Genomic DNA, 17226 nt, shown 5'->3' with positions numbered 1-17226 from the left:
ATTTAATTTCCTCCCTTTATCATTTTATATACTTGAGACCATGCACCTACTAAAACACCATCAATGAATCCAGGATCATAATTTTCTATTGGTGTTCCTGCTGGATAATAGCCTTTAGCTGACACTACATTTTGTATTTGTTCTACACTTACATTATTTGCTACCATCAATTCATTTAAAGCTTTATTTTTTACTAATTGTGGCGCTTCTTTTGACTCTTCTTTCTTATCTTCAAATGGTGTTGGTTCATTTGTTGGTTTAAACTCTGCCCCACTTTCTGTTCTTATTGGTAAATCTTGCTTAGGTTCTTCAACTTTTTCTTTTACCGATTCATACTTTGATTCTTCTTTTACTGGCACTTCCTTAACCGGCTCATTTCTTGGAACTTCATTAGGCTTTGCTTTTATTGACTCCAATCTTAAATCTTTTTCAAAGAAAATTCCTATTTGGTTATAATCAAAATCCATCTTATCTGGTAGACCTTTTCTATTTTTTGCATCCCAAGCTGGTGTATGAGTAGTATACATAACCCTTTTACCGCCCTGTGCTTTATTCTTGCCTTTTACAGCTCCTTGATTATCTATGTTTATAACATGGGTTTCATAATTAGCAAATAAAAGCATATCCGCCCATTCCTTTAATAAGGGGGATGTCTTTTTCTGTAACTTTAATTCCCATCTATCATATGCTCCCATTTCATCTGGTTGTTCAAATTTATTAATCTTTGCATGTGCACATATAACAACATTTACACCCATATCTATAAATTCTTGTAATGAATTTAAAAATCTTCCAAATTCTTCTTCTAGATAAGTGTAGCCTTTGCCCCATCCAAGTCCTTCAATTCCATCAAGTTTATATCTACTGCATATATCTTTAATTATTAGCCTTTCAGTCCAGTCTGCTGTATCTATGACAATAGTTCTAAAAAGAAATGGCCTAACCTTTTTTAACTTTCCTAAAAAATCTTTAAGCGCTGCATAACTTTGTGGCGTTGGAGCTCTTAAAACATCCAAATCATTTGACCCTTCTTCTACATCTATAAATACAGCTTCTGGAAATTTAGAAGCAAAAGTAGATTTTCCTACACCTTCAGTACCATAAACCACTACTCTTTGTGCTTTTTCAACTTTTCCTCTTGTAACACCTGGTAACATTAAAATTCACCTGCCTTCCATTTTGGCTCATTAGTCTCTTCTATACTTTCTTGACCTACTACATAACCATCTTCTATTATTATTGAGCATTCTTCGCCCTTAGATACCCTAGTGGCTATAACTTGTAATCCTTCTTGTTCTAACCACTTACCAAATTCATTTAAGCTATCTAGATCCATTTGTTCTAGCTTGTCCATAAGAACAAAACCACATCTAGGATTTAGCTTTCTAACTATTGCTGTAGAAACTTTTAATTGATCTGCACCACTCATAGAATCCCACTTAAAACCATTGTAAATAAGTTCTCCATCTTCAACTGATAATGCTGGTAAAGGTAGTTCTGCATTAACAAGCAAATCAGTTTTTTCAGCTCTTACCTTATTAAGGTCAACTGTAAGTGCTGCATATTTTTCTCTGTATTCTTTTGCATCATCTTCAGCTTTTTCCTTATTAAGGTTAGCTCTTACTTTCTCATTAAGTTTTTCAATATTTTCAATGCTTGATTCAAGTTCAGCTGTAGATTCATCTTTTAAAAGCTCTACTGATTTTTTACCTTGTTCTACAGCTTCGCTTAGAGCTTGTTGATTAACTCTTTCATTTCTTAGCTGTTCTTCTAGCTGTGCAATTTTTAGATTGACCATTTCTAAGCTTTCAATATTCTTATTAAGATTATTTCTATGCTTTTGATTTTCACCATTCTTAGCCAGTATTTCTTGTTGCTTTTTTATAAGCTCAGTAGCCGATACTATCTGAGTTGGAGCATCAGGATAGTAATCCTGTTCCTTTGCAAACTTTTCTTTCTGATCAGCTATTTGCCCTATTGAATGCCTTTCATTATATATAATTGTTTCTTGTTGTTCTAATTCGTAAAGTTTATCCCCTACTCCAATTATTTGAAGTAAGGTATTTGCTTTTTCTTTACTAGATTGCTGCATAAATTTAGGTAGGTTAATAGCCAATTCTTCTACAAAGCTATCTAAAAGTTGTTGACCACCTTTTTCACCAGATGGATCTATTACTTTAAGGTCTGAATTTTTTCCTTTTCTTTCTACAACCAAACCATTATTCATTGTTATTTTTAGATTTGGTGGAATCGTTGAACCATCCCTATAAGCTTTTGATGGTCTGAATTTATTTCCTCCTAAAGCCCACGCAATTGAGTCTAATACTGAAGTTTTGCCTTGCTTATTATTTCCACCAATCACAGTAAGTCCAGTTTCATTTGGCTTAATTTGAACCGCTTTAACTCTTTTCACATTTTCAATTTCTAATTTGTTTATTTTCATTTGTTCCATATCTATCCCTCATATCCTTCTTCTACATCTTCAATAACTATATGCTGGCTTGCAAAATCTATCATTCTATTGAGAACTGTATGTTTATTAAGTTCAGTCTTATCAGCTATACTTTCTATTAACTCCATAGAATCTTCACTTACTCTAACTGTTCTTGAATAACCATCTTTTATTTTCCTTCTTGATTTAAATACTAATTTTTCCATTTGTGCTTACCTCCTTTTTGTGATATAATCGGATTAACTTAACATTTTTATTTGGGCGATAGATTGGGCATTAATCTTCGTCCATTTCTTCGTATACATACTGTTTATGATCATCTGAATTTAAAAATTCCTGGTAGATCCACTCATCATAGGTCATACGGCATCACTCCCCTTCACATTCATTTATTATTGAAATAACATCATCAAATGTTAGACCATACCTATTCATTGTTTCAATTAATTCTTCATATTTTTCTTTTTCTGCACTAGACATCTATTTAAGTACCCCCTTAACTAAATCTGATAAAAAATCTACTCTTTCTTTAATATCCTTATATTTTTTGTTCATTTTTAATAGCAACAAAACCATTAGTAGATCAGCTGTAAGTAAGAATACAATTAGTTTAAATAGCCAATTATTCATCTACTACCTCCGAAAAATATATTTTTCATATATAAAGCTAGTTTTTTAACCCATTCCTTTATAATCTCTAGTGCTATTAAGAATAAATAATATAGTGCACCAGCTAAATCTATTTCTCTATTCATCTGCTAAACCCATCCTTTTCATAAAGTATTTTCGTGGTGTCTTTCCCTGCACAACCCTATATCCTTTAGCTTTTAACTCCTTGTTGCACTCACGAATTAAGCCGTAAGCAGTAGATTGCTTTTTTCCTGTTATTGCCATTACTTCTTCGTGGGTTATATAATAACTTTCTTTCATTTTTCTATTCCTCCTATTGTTTAAAATGTTATAATTTTCTTATCAACTCCTTAGTTGAAACTCAAGCGAAAGGAGGTGATAATTATGAAACTAGATATTACTGAAGCAGAATTTAAAAAACTATTCAAAGAAATAACTAAAAAAAATCTTGATATTTTTATTAAAACTTTGAAAGAAGAGATTAAAAACGCAGATAAGAAGATGAGCGTTAATGACTTCATTCTTCAATCTATTGCCAATTCTGCTAAGATGAATAACAATGTTACTTATTCGTTATTTAAAGAAGTTTTCAGTTTTTCTGATAACGATTCAACAAAGTAATTTTCATCAATTTCTTTGGACTCCGTATTACTCGCAATAATATGGAGTTCTTTTTTTATTACTCTTAGTTCAAATAATATTTCTCTTAAAAGTTTGTACATCTTTCACTCCTTTCTATTGTTCTTTTTCATCCATCCTCTGATATAATGTTCTTAAAGAGGAGGTGAACAATATGAAATTAAATCCCGATTGCATGCGTGACATACTTATATTTGCTGAATCAATACCATATGGTAGACAGTCTGGCATAGATTTGATGTGCGAACAATTAACTTATACCTATGAAGAGTTAGACTATACAACCATCAAATTGCAGGAAGCTGGCTTGTTAGATGTAATATCAAGCCATAAGTTAAACCATGTTGGTTTGTGTACTGACCGAATAAACGGTTTAACTTTTAACGGCCACCAGATCCTGGCAAATATTCGTAATGAAAAAATCTGGGAACCTACCAAATCTATAGCAAAAGAAATAGGTGCCACTTCTGTTCAAGCACTTACTCAAATTGCTTCCGGTGTTGTCACTCAGATTATCACCAAACACCTAGGATATTAATTCCTACCGCTTAAGTCGTTGATTGTTTGCTTAATTCCATAATCAACGGCTTCTTTCATTAATCGTCTTAACTCATTTTCGCTTAGCTTTCCATATTTTTCTTGGTACATACAGAAAGCTCCAATAAAACCTCTTGACCAGTACACCCATTTAGATGCAGCATATATGTTAGTTACTAGTAATATTAATATTGCTACCTTCAAAATAATCACTCCTTTCCATTGTTTTTACTCTCTCACATGCTATAATTAGCTTAGAAGGGAGGTATTTTAATGCCATTAACACACAAACAATTCTCTAAATTAACTCATGATGAATTAAATCAATCTAAGCTAACTCAAGCTGATTTATCTTCTGGAACTCTTGAAATACTGCCAATATTAAAAGACAAAGAAGATATTCCGCCTGAAATTTACGAAAAGTTCAAACAGATGTTTTATGATTTCAAAAAAGATAATCCTGAAATAGCAAAAGATTTAGAAGCTCCAACTTCTTATGATAAACCCAAATTTGCTAATTTCCTAAATGCACTAGCCGCACTCGGTGCAATAAGGGATGTAATGGCTATCATTGACTATGCATTAAAACTTTTCGTAAAATAATTTCTTCAAATAGGTATCTTTATAGATGCCTATTTTTATTACTTTGAACTATTTATGGCTTCTAATATTTCTTTATAAACTTTTAACGCTTCTTTATCACCATTATCTAGCTTATCACCAAACTCCGTACATTCTTTAGCGCTATCAAATCTTGACATTACTATTAGTGTTGTCAAAACATACTCTATGTATGAGCTTATTTCCACTCCTGACAATTCGGCTTCATTGTGATATTCTAGAGCTATCTTTATAGGTAAATTTATTTCTATTTTCATACTCTACTCCTTTCTTATTGTTTTTCCTGTAATTTCCATCACTTCTTCGTGGCCTATGAAGTAATCAGTTTTTACTTCCATTTAATCCACCTCTTTATAAATCATTTAATATAATTCTTATTTCTCTACCTACTTTCAGTCTTTCTTCAAAGGTCTCACATTGTTTAAAATCTTCTGCATATGCTTCAACCATTTCTGTATATATTTCTTGTTTAAATGTCTTTGGTCTAATATTAGGTAGTGGATAATCTTTTAGTATATGAATTGTTCTTAATCCACCCTCATACACTGTATCTATAAGACCTCTTGCCTTTAGCCTATTAACATATGTCTTACTAGTTCCATAATCTATACCAACCTCATGAGCTATATCGTCATTTGTAGCTTCTGGATTCTCTGCTACATAATCATATACTTTTTCTAATGCCGTACCTTTCATAATTACCTCCTACAGATTCATACTCTTAAAAACTCTATCAAGTACATTAGATGGGTATGTGTTTATATAACCATACTTACTATCCACGACTTTACCTATTAATAGGTTTTCATCTCTACACATCTTGGACGCTTTTCTACCGACTACTGATGAGTTATACGATTTAGGATTAATATTATTTAGATTAGTGTAAGCAATAACTGTTACATGATCATTAGTTACGTTTCTTCTGATATTATGTTCTAATCTTTTTACACTATCCTCAGTTGATGTTATTCTCTCATCCATCTCAACCATTAACTTAGCCTGTGCAAGTAATTGTTCAGGCACTGACATTGGCTTAGGGTTTCTAAATTTCTTTTCTACTTCAATAAAGTATTGTCTGATCTTTTTACCTATTTCAGACCTCTGTATCATAGATATTTCTTTAGCCATATCTAATTTTAGAATGTGGTCTACTTCATAACCTTTAGCACTCATTCTTTGTGCTGAGCCCTCAAATTTTACAGCGTTTCCATTTTTGGAATCGCTCCAAAGTTCAATAAAATCAACATTTTCAGTAAACCCATATTCACACATTCTCTTAAACCAAGTAGTGTAATTACTATCAATGTTTAATTTCTCATGAAGTTCTCTACCACTTACTACTTGTTCATTATTTTTGTTTGTTTCGACTTTTATTAGCTCTTTCAAATATTCATTACCTCTCTTTCTAAATAAGTATTACTACACCGTTGTGAGATCTAACTACTTTTTCATTTGAATATTTATTTTCGGTTATCTGAATGCCGTATTTTTCATACGGACCACAACGCAATATTTCATGAGTAGTTATAGTCTCGCAAATAAGTTTTAAATTCTCTCTTGAAAGATTCTTATCATCACAAAGTTCTAAGAATCTTTCTTTTTGTTTTTCATCATCTGTTAATAATTTAAATCTTCTAAATTCCATAATTAATTCACCTCTTGTTGTTCTTTATTTTCTCCCATCAACTTGATATACTAAAGTTATCAGTATCTACTGAAATATTATGAAAGGAGATAATACACTTGGAAAATTTAGCTTTGAACTTTGACCCCGGCGAAGATGTTACATATTACCTTTGTTTGTTGGAAATATTAGAAACTTTACCAGTAAATTCAGTTCACCGCGACACAATATCTAAACTTATAACTAAGTTTGAAATTGCATATCCAAAATTAAAACACCTTAGAAAGTAATCTTATTGATAGGCCACTATGTGTGGTCTATTCTACTTCATCCAACATTAACCTTATTTTCTTTCCTATCTCTAATCTTTCCTCAAAACTATTTGCTGATAATAATTCGTTTACTAGTTCTTTCATATTGCTTTTACCTCTCCTTCTCAATAATTCATTCCTCATTAAATTTAAATAAGTATTACTACGCTGCCGTTAATAGATTAAATCTTCTAAATTCCATAACTAATTCACCTCTTGTTGTTTCGTGTTTCGTTTTCGATACTTTATTTTTAAAAAAAATCGTCTATTGGGGTATCAATCAGATTAGATATCCTAAGCGCTTCCTGAAGGGTAAAATCTCTGCCTGCGTGACGATTGATTTTAATATTAAATGTAGATCTATCCATACCTATACCGTCCGCTATTTCTCCTTGAGAGAGACCTTTTTTAACAAGAATAGATTTTAAAACCGCGTATCTTTTATTCTCTATCATACTTTCACCTCCTTTAGTTTCGTTTTCGATACTTAAATTATATCTCCCTTAAGTTTCGAAGTCAATACTTTTTTTATATATAAATTAAATTTTTTTCAAAATCGCAACTTTTTATGTTGCGTATACGAAACAAAGATGATATAATTTAAATATAATAAGAGAGGACGTGAATAACTTGAATCAAGAAATTTCAATAGGTGGGGCGTTAAAACATTTTAGATTGTTACATGAACTCACACTAGAAAAACTAGCGGAAAATTTAAATAAACTGTATCCAGATGAAAATTTCACTAAAGGAAAACTTTCAAAATGGGAGAGAGATACAGAAACACCCAAGGTCACTTCACTAAAAAGAGTTGCAGATTATTTCGAGACCACAATAGATGAGATTTTAAATTTCCAAATAGTAGAAAATGAATACGAAAAAAGACTAAAGGAAAATAAATATAAAAACAAAATTATTGATACCCTTATAGACTTAGGGTATCAATTTGACCCAGATAGTTTCAATTTTGGCGAATTTATTGTGGATAGTATGCAAATAGAAAATACTGAGACGAATGAAGTCTACTATGTGGACCCTGCGGAGTTATATGATTCTATGGAGGATACTTTATTAAGAATTCAAAAACTTAAGTCTATAGCGGGCATAAATATAGAAATTAGTGAAGTTAGAAAAACACTCCAGGAATTATCTGATGACCGTTATTTTGGAGAACTAACAACAGTATACGTAACAGAAAAAGTTGCTGCTGGGGTTGGGTATTTATACTCGGACAACGAACAGATTCCTTATACAACGGACAGAACGGATTTACACGAGTATGATTTTGCCACTCTAGTTACTGGAGACAGTATGGATCCAAAATATAATGATGGAGATGTAATTTTGGTAAAATCAGGATATGATAATGTAAATGGAGATGTGTATGTAATTGATTATGATGGAAAATCATACGTTAAGAAATTATATAATGATGGGGATAGATTTAGACTAGTTTCAATAAACAAATCATATAAAAATATCATTATTGAAATACCACCAGAAAACGGAAAGTATTTCAATATAGTTGGTAAAGTCGTGGATAGCTTTACACCAATTAATTAGGAGGAATAAATATGGGAATATTCGGTTTAATATTTTTAGTAGCAATAGTTATGATTGTTTGCGGAATTATAAATCTATTCTCTTTTATAATTAAAATTGGTGTTAAGGCATCTATTATTGTTATAATTATCGGAATAGCTTTATTGATTATAAATAAAATTGCATCAAGCATATATGTATAATTTAGGGGGGATAAAAAATGGGATTATTTGGTAAAAAAGGAAAATGTGATGTTTGTGGCAAGTCAAATAAAAGTATTAAAAGTGCCCCAGACGGAAATATCTGTGTTGATTGTTTGAATAAGTTTTCAATTGAAAATATTCAACATAGAATGGGTATTAAAAATCCAACTGTAGAACAATGCAGAAAGGCTATAGGTGAAATAACTCAACAAACTAAAGAACGTAACCTATCAACACTTACACCAGATAAAATTTGTCCAGTTTGCGGTCTTAATAAGCCTTCATTTAAGGTGATTGATGGAAAAGTTTGTGGTGATTGTATCTCTAAAGCTACCGGTTATAATCCTAAAGCGATTTCTAACGCTAGAAATACTATGACTATTCAATCAGTGAAAGATAAAATATCTACAGTTGAAAAAATGGATTCTTACGATGATATATTTAACACTTCTCAATCGTATGGCTTGTTAGCTTTTGATTTTGATAACAAAGTTTTTAGGGTTTCAACTCCAGTATTTAGAGGGTTTACAAAAGACACTATACATGAGTATTATAAATTTAGTGATATTCTATCCTATAAGGTTTTAGAAGATGGTGATGAAATAACTTCAGGTGGTCTAGGTAGAGCAACTATTGGCGGTATAGCTTTTGGTGGCGTCGGAGCTGTTGTCGGCGCAGTAACAAGTAAGAAAAAAACAAAAAAAGAGATTTTATCATTAGATATTCTAATAAATATGAAAAATACAAATTTACCAACTATTAAAGTACCGTTCTTATTTATGAAAACTAAAGCTAGATCAAGAATATATGTAGAAGCAACTGAGAATGTACAAAATTGTATTTCTGTATTTGAGAGAATTAAAGATGAAATTGAAAATACTCCACAGCCAACTAATATTAGTTCAGCTGATGAAATAAGAAGTTTTAAAGCATTACTTGATGAGGGCATTATCACTCAAGAAGAGTTCGATTTAAAGAAAAAAGAATTGTTAGGGATATAACTATCTATTGGGAAATTCCCAATAGTTCAATAAAAAAAGAAGTAGTTGAAAGTTTGGCGACCTCACTACTTCTTACCAAGAATTAACGCACTATAAGTGTGTCTTTTTCTAATACAATTATACAGTAAATAAGGAGATAATACAATGGTTTTAAAGGATGAAAACAAAGCACGTAAGTGGAGAGTTCAATTGTCTTATAAAGACCCCGTAACTGGCAAATCAGCAAGAAAGCAAAAAAGAGGTTTTGATACAAAAAAAGAAGCTCAGGAATGGGAAAGGAATTTTCTAAACAGCCTTAACCCAACTACAGATATTACCTTTTCTAACCTCGTAGAAGCTTATTTAGAGGACATGAAGAATAGAATAAGACAATCCACACTAGAAAATAAATCATACGTCTTAAGAAAGCATGTAACACCATTCTTCTCCGATATGCCAATTAAAGAAATATCGCCAATCGTTGTTAGAAAATGGCAAAATGAAATATTAGATCATAATTTCTCTAACACATTTACTAAGACAGTTAATAATCAATTAAGTGCTGTTATGAATTATGCTGTTTCTTACTATGGGCTACAAAATAACCCCGTAAAGTTGGCTGGAACAATAGGCAAAAGTAAAGCCGATGAAATGAAGTTTTGGACTTTAGAACAGTTTAATGAATTTATAAGTTATGCTGATAGTGAAGAATACAAATTAGCTTTTATGATATTATTTTATAGTGGTATCAGAATAGGTGAGTTTTTTGCATTAACACCTAGTGATTTTGATTTTGAAAATAATACAATTTCCATATCAAAAACATATGTAGTTATAAAACAAGTTGAATACCTAAATCCCCCTAAGACAAAAAAAGGAAATCGCGTTATAGGTATGCCCAAGACTATTATGGATATGTTAAAAGTATATATATCTACAATATATGGTGTTGAAGATGATGATAGAGTTTTTACATTCTCAAAAAGTAAATTAGATAATGCTAAAAAAAGATATGCGAATGAAGCTGGCTTACCACAAATAAGAATACATGATTTTAGACATTCTCACGCAAGCTTATTAATAAATTTAGATATAAATGTAATGACCTTAGCGGATAGATTAGGACACGAAAAAGTAGATACCACTTGGAATACTTATGGGCATCTATATCCAAACAAAAAGACAGAAATTGTAAATAAATTAAATAACGCCATTTTTACGCCAAACGAAAATAAAAAATAAGTGAACCTGTTGATTTGCAACAAGTTCACTTAAATATGTACCTATTCTGGTACTATCATTACTATACAATTTGCATTTCTAAGTACATAAGATGTACAAGATCCAATCAATCTAGTTAACCCCTTCTTTGTAGACTTAGTCATAACTATAATATCAATATTATCTTCTTGAGATTTACGTATAATCTCATCACCAGCATATCCAAAAGTAAAGTATAAATTAACTTCATATCCTGATAATTTTTGTCTAGCTCTTTCTAACAATTGTTTTCCAAATTCAGAAGATGCCTTTATTTCATCTCCCATATCAATTCCGTCAACAAAAACCAATTCTTTAACGTTTATAATTTCAATTTCTACGTCTTCAGGTCTGTATATTTCCTTAATGAAATCTAAAGAGTGCATACTCCTTTCTGTTCCATCAATTGGTACTAATATTTTTTTCATAATAACGCCTCCTCTACTATTTCTCTTTATAAAAAAAGGGATATAATTTTCTTATGTTAATTATATCCCCATTTCTGTGAATAGTCAAACTATTCACTAATATTTACTTTTTATATTATGCAACTTTTTTATTTGATGCCCCTACAAAATTACCAATTATACCACCTATTATAGTTGGCACAACCCAGTTAAATCCAATTGGCGCAAGTGGCAGACTATTTACAAATCCAAATGCTGGTACACTTGTTGATAGTAGAGTAAGTGCACTTATTATTACTGCGAATAAGGCAGCAAATTTATAAACATTATCATTTTTGATCTTATTCTTAAAGAATACTAATACTATCAATACTATTGTTGGTGGGTAAACTATAGCAAGTATTGGATTTGCTATTTTAACTAATCCGCTAACACCCATTGACGCTGCAGCAGTTGCAAATACACAAACTATAGCTACTACCTTAGCATAGCTTATTTTATTGTTAAATAATGCTGTTAAATATTCTGCTGTTGCAGAAGTTAAACCTATTGAAGTAGTCAAACATGCAAGTGAAACAGCTATAGCAAGAATTACCTTACCAGTATTACCCAATAGACTTTGAGTTATATTAACTATAACTTGAGACTGCTGTACATCCATTCCATATACTTTTGATACTGTTGACCCTAAATAAGTAAGACCACCATATATTAGACCTAAACCTACACATGCTATTATACCAGCTTTTATTAATAAAGCAATCTGCTGTTTTGAATCTGAATATCCTTTATTTGCAAGTGTAAGCATTAATACTGATCCAACTGCTATTGATACGAAACAGTCCATTGTCTGATAGCCATCCATAATTCCTCTTTGGAATATATTTTCAATCATTGGCTTAGACATTGGTGTACCAAGTGGTGAAACTACACCCTTAATTATTATAACTGATAAGGCTATAATTAGAACTGGTGTTAAGAACTGTCCAACTATGTCGATAACCTTTGAAGGTCTAACAGTTAGGAAAAATGTTAGTAGGAAGAATATCACTACCACTACTATAATAGGAAGTCCCTTTCCCGCTAGTGGCATTATACCCATTTCATAAGTTGTAGCACCTGTTCTAGGTATTACTAGTAAAGGACCAACACACATAATATCAGCAAAACTCAAAATAATTGCTGGCCACTTACCTATCTTTTCAAATAATTCCATAATATTACCGTTACAGTAAGCAATAGCTATAACTGCTAATAAAGCAAGTCCTGCATCAGCAAAAGTAAATCCAGCAAATCCTGTGAACCACTTTGGTCCTGAGATTATACCTAAGTATGGTGGAAATATTAAATTTCCAGCCCCGAAAAACATCGCGAATAACGCGAAACCAAACGTAAGTGTATCTTTTACACTACCCTTGTTATTCATAATTTTCCCCTCCAATTAATACTTATAATTATAATATAAATCCAAAAAAAAGTTCAAATACTTTTTTTTTTAATTTATATTATAATTATAATTTTAATTAATTAAGTTGTCAAGTTTATACTGCAATGCAAACGCTTTATTGTTATTTTTTTATCTATTAACTCTATTATCTTTAAATTTTGTTATTACTTTGTATTTCTAACATTTTATTAATTATAATTAGGAATTTATTATTTTTTATAGCTATTATTTAATATCTTAATACAAGTAAAATATCTTAAGTTTCCAATGTCTTACGGGACAAAATAGCCCCAAAGTAAGTATATAGATCAAAATAAGAAGTTTTTTATTCATTTTATTTTTTTAAAAAATATTTTATATTTGTTTTACTTTTAACATTATGTTTAAATTTATTTAATATTATAACATTTTTATTTTATTTTTTAACATAAAAATTCAAATTAAAAAATTATATTAAATAACATTTTTTTCAAAATATTTATAATAAAAAATTTTTTTAAACCATTAGTCTAATTATTCAATCTTTTTTATTGTTTTGTTAATTCAAATTAGATTTATCCAATATATAAAGAGGATGCTCCAGCAAATGCTGGTACATCCCCTTTATATCACTTTAATTAATAACTTAACTATTTGTAAATTATTCTACAATTTATTGTATATCTTCTATATCTTCTATTATGCTAGGTGAATTTGATGTAGACGAATTATTATCCGATTCACTTGAACTTTCACTCTTAGTTTTCTCTTCATTTTTAGAAGATGATTTGCTATAACCAGGTTTACTAATTCCCCAAATCTTTTTTATTTCGCCCTTTATTTCGTCAAATGACCAAGATTTATTAGTATTAATAATACTATTAGGATCGTTTATTAAAAATTCTCCATCTTTATTATAGCCCTTAATTACAAGTATATGACCTCTTTCTGTAAATATACCTTTATCAACACTTACAATTAATATCTTACCTTCATCCAGCGCCTTTTTTAACTTAGTTTCAACAGGTACTATATCAGTTGACTCAAGTCCATAATTTTCAACTCCAGTCTCAAATAATTTCCAACTAGTGGTATTATCTTCAGATACATAACCTTTTTCTGAACTATACTTTGCAACATCATATGGATTAACATTAGAATTATCATCAAAATGCCTAATTACCATCGCTAGTGAAGTAGGACCACATCCTGATAAACCAATCATTTCACCACCATATTGTCTATATCCCCATCTTCTATCCCACTGTAAAAATAAAGGAACATCTCCATCAACTGCATAACTAGAATCTATATTTTTAGATATAGTCTTATTTAAGTATTGATCCTTGTCTTTGTAACTATAAACAAAATCAACTGTTTCGCTATTTCTTATTAACAAGTCTATTAACGCAGTTGGATAAGACTTAATGTTTTGTATTATATAGTCGAGCTCTTGAGATTCTTTCTTATTCAATTTAGGCTTGATTGCTTCAAGCTTCTTTATTTTTTCCGATTCAGTTTCTGTCTTTGCTGCTGTTTTATTATTTTTTGTAGTTTTAGTTTCTACTTTAGAATTTGTTGTAGAGTTCTTATTTTTATCTGTGTCAAACTTATCTATTGCTGCTGCAACAAAAAACAATAATAGCACTAATATTACAGCAAATGCTACTATTTTTTTAGGATCAAATCTAGATACATTTTTATTATTTCCTTTTTTATATACTTCAGATCTAGAAACATAGTCTCTTTTCGGAACTTTGTTAACTTCTTCTACTAATGGAGTCCTACTAGTTCTGGTATCTCTTCTCCTAGATTTTCTATCAATACTATCTGAATCCCTCTTCATAAGCCTTATAAGTTCTTCTATTTCACTTTCCCTAGACTTATTATTACTAGCTGTTCTATCATTTGGTTTTGTATTAAGTGTAGTCGTTCTGCCTAAGTCATCTGGTACACTTATCTTTTCAAATTTATCGTCATAATCACTTTCAACTTTATTAAATGTGGGTCTTTCAAAGTCAGAATACTCTTTATATATTTCCACATTTGACTTATCCATATTGGCCCTTTCTCTGGCTCTTTCATGGATAAATACATCTCCCTTATCCAAAGCTCTTAGCTTTTCATATAGAGAACGTCCATCTGTCTCATCTAAAATACTATCAATTGCATCTATATCTAATTTTTCATCATGAGTCATATTATACTCATTTAACCTTGATTCCAATTTTTCCCTTTTTAGTTTTTCAATACTCTTATCTTTATCAAACTCGGGAGATTCTTTTTTAGAAATAACTGGACTAGATTTTTCACTAGCTAACATACTCTCATTTCTAACGGCTCTTTTTCTCATCTGTGCATTTTTTTCTGCTTCATCTGATGACAAAACTCTAGTAACAGCTTTTTTATCCCCTGGTAATTCAGATTCGACCCCATCAGGATTTCTATGCATTTGCTTCAACATATTACTTTCATATATTGAGTTTTTATCGCTTAAATCTTGATATATATTAGCATACTTATTATCGCTATTTTTATTGCTACCTTTAAAAGTATACTTTGTCTTCTTTCTGTTTTTATTTATTGAAGCCATAAGTGCCTCCTTCCAATAGAATTATTCTTTTTAATAATATCATAAATACCTTAATTTGTATATAATTGACAGGGTATTGAACTATTTAATATATTTTACCTATTTTCTGCCATTTTTTTTATATCATTTTCCACATCAGCTATAGTTATTTTTTCTAGTATGGAAAATGCTTCTTTATTGATATAAGAGAATAATCCATCTACATATCGCCCCATATAAGCACAATAAGGACAGTCTGATTCAATATTACCAGAATGCCATTTAGACTCTAATAAAGTAATATCAACAGCTTCATAAATTTGTTTTAAATTTATATTCTTTCCATCTTTACCTATCATATAGCCACCATTTACGCCTGACTTTGTCTCTACCAATCCATTTTTTTTACAAAGAGACATTACTTTTCTTATTCTTACAGAATTAGTACATAAGTTCTCGGACAATTCTTCACTTGATTTTGATAAACCATCATGTGCTAAAAAAACCAAGGCATGTAGCGCTATTATAAACTCGCTCATTATACTATCCCCAATCAAAATATATTAAAAACTATTTTGATTATATCATAAAAAAAATAGTTTTTAAAGTAGGTTAAAAGCTCCCCAAATCAATATTTGAGGAGCTTTTATATAAAATTAGACTAATTTATTTTTATTTTTCAAAATAATTTATTTATCATCTCTAAGTATATTTAGATCTTCACCTGCCATTATTTTTTTCATAGTTCTCATTGAACACATTTTTCCACACATTGTGCATGTATCACTGTGTTCTGGTGTTGACTCTTCTCTATATTTTCTAGCCTTATCTTCATCTATTGCTAGATTGAACATTACTTCCCAATCAATATCTGCTCTAGCCTTGGCCATTTTATTGTCCCAATCCATTGCTTTAGGTATTTTCTTTGCTATATCTGCAGCATGTGCTGCTATCTTAGTGGCTATAATACCCTCTTTCATATCTTCTAAGTCTGGTAATCTTAAATGTTCTGCGGGAGTCACATAACATAAGAAATCTACTCCTGCTGATGCCGCTATCGCACCTCCTATAGCTGAAGTTATATGATCATAGCCTGGTGCTATATCAGTGACTATTGGACCAAGCACATAAAATGGTGCATTATGACAAAGTCTTTTTTCTAATTTAACATTAGCTTCTATTTCATCAATAGCCATATGACCAGGACCTTCTATTATGACTTGTACATTTTTCTCCCATGCCCTTAATGTCAATTCTCCTAAAGTTGTTAGTTCTTTTATCTGACAAGCATCAGTTGAATCATTTAAACAACCTGGTCTCATAGCATCACCTAGACTTAATGTTAGGTCATACTCTTGGCATATTTCTAGTAGCTCATCAAATCTTTCAAAAAATGGATTTTCCGCATTATTTAATTCCATCCAAGCATACATTAATGATCCGCCTCTAGATACTATATTAGTTATTCTTTTATTTCTTTTAAATATCTTCATAGCTTCTTTATTCATACCTGCGTGAATGGTTACAAAATCCACACCATCTTTTGCATGTTTTCTAACTACATCTAAAAATTCGTCTGATGTTATATCTTTTAATTCTTTGTCATAAAAACCTATCGCATCATAAACTGGTACTGTACCAATCATAGCTGATGACATAGCTATTAATTTCTGTCTAAATTCTTCAGTTTTACCGAAAGAACTCAAATCCATTATAGCTTCAGCTTTCATATCTATAGCCTTTTTTACTTTTTCTAATTCTTTATCAACATCTGGACAGTCTCTTGATATACCAAGATTCACATTAATTTTTGTGCTAAGTCCAGTACCAACGCCTTCTGCCAATAGACTCTTATGATTTTTATTTGCAGGTATTGCAATTTCACCCTTTGCTACTCTTTGCATAAGCACTTTAGGATCAATAAACTCCTTTTCAGCAACCCTTTTCATTTGCTGTGTTAGAATGCCTTTCTTAGCAGCATCCATCTGTGTAGTATAATTATTCATATCTTCCTCCATG

General features: G+C 30.7%; 24 protein-coding genes. 7 read left to right on the top strand and 17 right to left on the bottom strand.

The window, feature by feature from the left end; genetic code table 11:
* Nucleotides 1-2: 2 nt before the first annotated feature.
* The 6 genes from O0R46_RS03025 to O0R46_RS03000 form a co-directional block, all read right to left on the bottom strand.
* Entirely contained in the window at nt 3-1157 is a 1155-nt protein-coding gene (locus O0R46_RS03025; protein WP_269312106.1) for an ATP-binding protein, read from the bottom strand.
* Nucleotides 1157-2452 (bottom strand): AAA family ATPase, encoded by a 1296-nt coding sequence (locus O0R46_RS03020; protein ID WP_269312105.1) that lies wholly within the window; start codon nt 2450-2452, stop codon nt 1157-1159. Before O0R46_RS03020 ends, O0R46_RS03025 begins: the two co-directional genes overlap by 1 nt.
* Nucleotides 2453-2454: 2 nt before the next feature.
* Nucleotides 2455-2658 (bottom strand): hypothetical protein, encoded by a 204-nt coding sequence (locus O0R46_RS03015; protein WP_269312104.1) that lies wholly within the window; start codon nt 2656-2658, stop codon nt 2455-2457.
* A 274-nt stretch (nt 2659-2932) separates the two neighbouring features.
* Nucleotides 2933-3082, bottom strand: coding sequence for a hypothetical protein (locus O0R46_RS03010; protein ID WP_269312103.1), 150 nt, complete (start codon nt 3080-3082; stop codon nt 2933-2935).
* Nucleotides 3079-3207, bottom strand: coding sequence for a hypothetical protein (locus tag O0R46_RS03005; protein ID WP_269312102.1), 129 nt, complete (start codon nt 3205-3207; stop codon nt 3079-3081). Before O0R46_RS03005 ends, O0R46_RS03010 begins: the two co-directional genes overlap by 4 nt.
* Nucleotides 3200-3382 (bottom strand): hypothetical protein, encoded by a 183-nt coding sequence (locus O0R46_RS03000; protein WP_269312101.1) that lies wholly within the window; start codon nt 3380-3382, stop codon nt 3200-3202. Before O0R46_RS03000 ends, O0R46_RS03005 begins: the two co-directional genes overlap by 8 nt.
* An 84-nt stretch (nt 3383-3466) precedes the next feature.
* Here O0R46_RS03000 and O0R46_RS02995 point away from each other — a divergent pair, with 84 nt between their 5' ends.
* Complete coding sequence (locus O0R46_RS02995; RefSeq protein ID WP_269312100.1) at nt 3467-3703, top strand: hypothetical protein; 237 nt, start codon at nt 3467-3469, stop codon at nt 3701-3703.
* A gap of 172 nt (nt 3704-3875) precedes the next feature.
* Nucleotides 3876-4259: a DUF2513 domain-containing protein gene (locus O0R46_RS02990; RefSeq protein ID WP_269312099.1), complete on the top strand. Its 384-nt coding sequence runs from the start codon at nt 3876-3878 to the stop codon at nt 4257-4259.
* On the opposite strand, the gene O0R46_RS02985 is transcribed toward O0R46_RS02990, so the two are convergent.
* Nucleotides 4256-4462, bottom strand: coding sequence for a hypothetical protein (locus tag O0R46_RS02985; protein WP_269312098.1), 207 nt, complete (start codon nt 4460-4462; stop codon nt 4256-4258). The genes O0R46_RS02990 and O0R46_RS02985 overlap by 4 nt on opposite strands.
* Before the next feature lie 69 nt (nt 4463-4531).
* Here O0R46_RS02985 and O0R46_RS02980 point away from each other — a divergent pair, with 69 nt between their 5' ends.
* A complete protein-coding gene (locus O0R46_RS02980) occupies nt 4532-4861 on the top strand; it encodes a hypothetical protein (RefSeq protein ID WP_269312097.1) in 330 nt (109 codons plus the stop codon).
* Between the two features lie 38 nt (nt 4862-4899).
* Here the strand turns inward: O0R46_RS02980 and O0R46_RS02975 are convergent, their stop codons facing one another.
* From O0R46_RS02975 to O0R46_RS02955, 5 genes are all read right to left on the bottom strand, one after another.
* A complete protein-coding gene (locus tag O0R46_RS02975; RefSeq protein WP_269312096.1) occupies nt 4900-5136 on the bottom strand; it encodes a hypothetical protein in 237 nt (78 codons plus the stop codon).
* Nucleotides 5137-5230: 94 nt separating this feature from the next.
* A complete protein-coding gene (locus O0R46_RS02970) occupies nt 5231-5575 on the bottom strand; it encodes a winged helix-turn-helix domain-containing protein (RefSeq protein WP_269312095.1) in 345 nt (114 codons plus the stop codon).
* A gap of 9 nt (nt 5576-5584) precedes the next feature.
* Nucleotides 5585-6268, bottom strand: coding sequence for an antA/AntB antirepressor family protein (locus tag O0R46_RS02965; RefSeq protein ID WP_269312094.1), 684 nt, complete (start codon nt 6266-6268; stop codon nt 5585-5587).
* 19 nt (nt 6269-6287) lie between these two features.
* Nucleotides 6288-6527 carry a hypothetical protein gene (locus O0R46_RS02960; RefSeq protein ID WP_269312093.1) on the bottom strand — a complete coding sequence of 80 codons (240 nt, stop codon included), beginning with the start codon at nt 6525-6527 and terminating at the stop codon, nt 6288-6290.
* A gap of 541 nt (nt 6528-7068) precedes the next feature.
* Nucleotides 7069-7272 carry a helix-turn-helix domain-containing protein gene (locus O0R46_RS02955; RefSeq protein ID WP_269312092.1) on the bottom strand — a complete coding sequence of 68 codons (204 nt, stop codon included), beginning with the start codon at nt 7270-7272 and terminating at the stop codon, nt 7069-7071.
* A 175-nt stretch (nt 7273-7447) separates the two neighbouring features.
* On the opposite strand from O0R46_RS02955, the gene O0R46_RS02950 reads away from it, so the two are divergent.
* The 4 genes from O0R46_RS02950 to O0R46_RS02935 all read left to right on the top strand — a co-directional run bounded on the left by O0R46_RS02950 (nt 7448) and on the right by O0R46_RS02935 (nt 10784).
* Nucleotides 7448-8380 carry a helix-turn-helix domain-containing protein gene (locus tag O0R46_RS02950; RefSeq protein ID WP_269312091.1) on the top strand — a complete coding sequence of 311 codons (933 nt, stop codon included), beginning with the start codon at nt 7448-7450 and terminating at the stop codon, nt 8378-8380.
* Between the two features lie 11 nt (nt 8381-8391).
* Complete coding sequence (locus tag O0R46_RS02945; RefSeq protein WP_269312090.1) at nt 8392-8562, top strand: hypothetical protein; 171 nt, start codon at nt 8392-8394, stop codon at nt 8560-8562.
* A gap of 17 nt (nt 8563-8579) precedes the next feature.
* On the top strand, nt 8580-9563 hold the full coding sequence (locus tag O0R46_RS02940; protein ID WP_269312089.1) for an SHOCT domain-containing protein: 984 nt from the start codon (nt 8580-8582) through the stop codon (nt 9561-9563).
* A 144-nt stretch (nt 9564-9707) separates the two neighbouring features.
* On the top strand, nt 9708-10784 hold the full coding sequence (locus O0R46_RS02935) for a site-specific integrase (RefSeq protein WP_269312088.1): 1077 nt from the start codon (nt 9708-9710) through the stop codon (nt 10782-10784).
* Nucleotides 10785-10825: 41 nt separating this feature from the next.
* Here the strand turns inward: O0R46_RS02935 and O0R46_RS02930 are convergent, their stop codons facing one another.
* From O0R46_RS02930 to thiC, 5 genes are all read right to left on the bottom strand, one after another.
* Nucleotides 10826-11230: a universal stress protein gene (locus O0R46_RS02930; protein ID WP_269312087.1), complete on the bottom strand. Its 405-nt coding sequence runs from the start codon at nt 11228-11230 to the stop codon at nt 10826-10828.
* Nucleotides 11231-11345: 115 nt separating this feature from the next.
* The gene (gene brnQ, locus O0R46_RS02925; protein WP_269312086.1) at nt 11346-12635 is read right to left on the bottom strand and encodes a branched-chain amino acid transport system II carrier protein; all 1290 of its coding nucleotides are present in this window, start codon (nt 12633-12635) and stop codon (nt 11346-11348) included.
* A gap of 673 nt (nt 12636-13308) precedes the next feature.
* Nucleotides 13309-15228 carry a C39 family peptidase gene (locus tag O0R46_RS02920; RefSeq protein ID WP_269312085.1) on the bottom strand — a complete coding sequence of 640 codons (1920 nt, stop codon included), beginning with the start codon at nt 15226-15228 and terminating at the stop codon, nt 13309-13311.
* A gap of 95 nt (nt 15229-15323) precedes the next feature.
* Nucleotides 15324-15746: an RrF2 family transcriptional regulator gene (locus tag O0R46_RS02915; protein ID WP_269312084.1), complete on the bottom strand. Its 423-nt coding sequence runs from the start codon at nt 15744-15746 to the stop codon at nt 15324-15326.
* A 150-nt stretch (nt 15747-15896) separates the two neighbouring features.
* On the bottom strand, nt 15897-17213 hold the full coding sequence (gene thiC, locus O0R46_RS02910) for a phosphomethylpyrimidine synthase ThiC (protein WP_269312083.1): 1317 nt from the start codon (nt 17211-17213) through the stop codon (nt 15897-15899).
* Between the last annotated feature and the right edge of the window lie 13 nt (nt 17214-17226).

It is taken from the genome of Peptostreptococcus equinus (assembly GCF_027125355.1).
Taxonomy (GTDB): domain Bacteria; phylum Bacillota; class Clostridia; order Peptostreptococcales; family Peptostreptococcaceae; genus Peptostreptococcus; species Peptostreptococcus equinus.
The sequence above is the reverse complement of the archived record's forward strand: the minus strand, read 5'-3'. Positions and strand labels throughout refer to the sequence as shown.

Bases quoted from the DNA above. Each gene is read 5' to 3' on its own strand.
- O0R46_RS03025 (WP_269312106.1), bottom strand. From the start codon at position 1,157: ATGTTACCAGGTGTTACAAGAGGAAAAGTTGAAAAAGCACAAAGAGTA.
- O0R46_RS03020 (WP_269312105.1), bottom strand. From the start codon at position 2,452: ATGGAACAAATGAAAATAAACAAATTAGAAATTGAAAATGTGAAAAGA.
- O0R46_RS03015 (WP_269312104.1), bottom strand. From the start codon at position 2,658: ATGGAAAAATTAGTATTTAAATCAAGAAGGAAAATAAAAGATGGTTAT.
- O0R46_RS03010 (WP_269312103.1), bottom strand. From the start codon at position 3,082: ATGAATAATTGGCTATTTAAACTAATTGTATTCTTACTTACAGCTGAT.
- O0R46_RS03005 (WP_269312102.1), bottom strand. From the start codon at position 3,207: ATGAATAGAGAAATAGATTTAGCTGGTGCACTATATTATTTATTCTTA.
- O0R46_RS03000 (WP_269312101.1), bottom strand. From the start codon at position 3,382: ATGAAAGAAAGTTATTATATAACCCACGAAGAAGTAATGGCAATAACA.
- O0R46_RS02995 (WP_269312100.1), top strand. From the start codon at position 3,467: ATGAAACTAGATATTACTGAAGCAGAATTTAAAAAACTATTCAAAGAA.
- O0R46_RS02990 (WP_269312099.1), top strand. From the start codon at position 3,876: ATGAAATTAAATCCCGATTGCATGCGTGACATACTTATATTTGCTGAA.
- O0R46_RS02980 (WP_269312097.1), top strand. From the start codon at position 4,532: ATGCCATTAACACACAAACAATTCTCTAAATTAACTCATGATGAATTA.
- O0R46_RS02975 (WP_269312096.1), bottom strand. From the start codon at position 5,136: ATGAAAATAGAAATAAATTTACCTATAAAGATAGCTCTAGAATATCAC.
- O0R46_RS02970 (WP_269312095.1), bottom strand. From the start codon at position 5,575: ATGAAAGGTACGGCATTAGAAAAAGTATATGATTATGTAGCAGAGAAT.
- O0R46_RS02960 (WP_269312093.1), bottom strand. From the start codon at position 6,527: ATGGAATTTAGAAGATTTAAATTATTAACAGATGATGAAAAACAAAAA.
- O0R46_RS02955 (WP_269312092.1), bottom strand. From the start codon at position 7,272: ATGATAGAGAATAAAAGATACGCGGTTTTAAAATCTATTCTTGTTAAA.
- O0R46_RS02945 (WP_269312090.1), top strand. From the start codon at position 8,392: ATGGGAATATTCGGTTTAATATTTTTAGTAGCAATAGTTATGATTGTT.
- O0R46_RS02940 (WP_269312089.1), top strand. From the start codon at position 8,580: ATGGGATTATTTGGTAAAAAAGGAAAATGTGATGTTTGTGGCAAGTCA.
- O0R46_RS02935 (WP_269312088.1), top strand. From the start codon at position 9,708: ATGGTTTTAAAGGATGAAAACAAAGCACGTAAGTGGAGAGTTCAATTG.
- O0R46_RS02930 (WP_269312087.1), bottom strand. From the start codon at position 11,230: ATGAAAAAAATATTAGTACCAATTGATGGAACAGAAAGGAGTATGCAC.
- brnQ (WP_269312086.1), bottom strand. From the start codon at position 12,635: ATGAATAACAAGGGTAGTGTAAAAGATACACTTACGTTTGGTTTCGCG.
- O0R46_RS02920 (WP_269312085.1), bottom strand. From the start codon at position 15,228: ATGGCTTCAATAAATAAAAACAGAAAGAAGACAAAGTATACTTTTAAA.
- O0R46_RS02915 (WP_269312084.1), bottom strand. From the start codon at position 15,746: ATGAGCGAGTTTATAATAGCGCTACATGCCTTGGTTTTTTTAGCACAT.
- thiC (WP_269312083.1), bottom strand. From the start codon at position 17,213: ATGAATAATTATACTACACAGATGGATGCTGCTAAGAAAGGCATTCTA.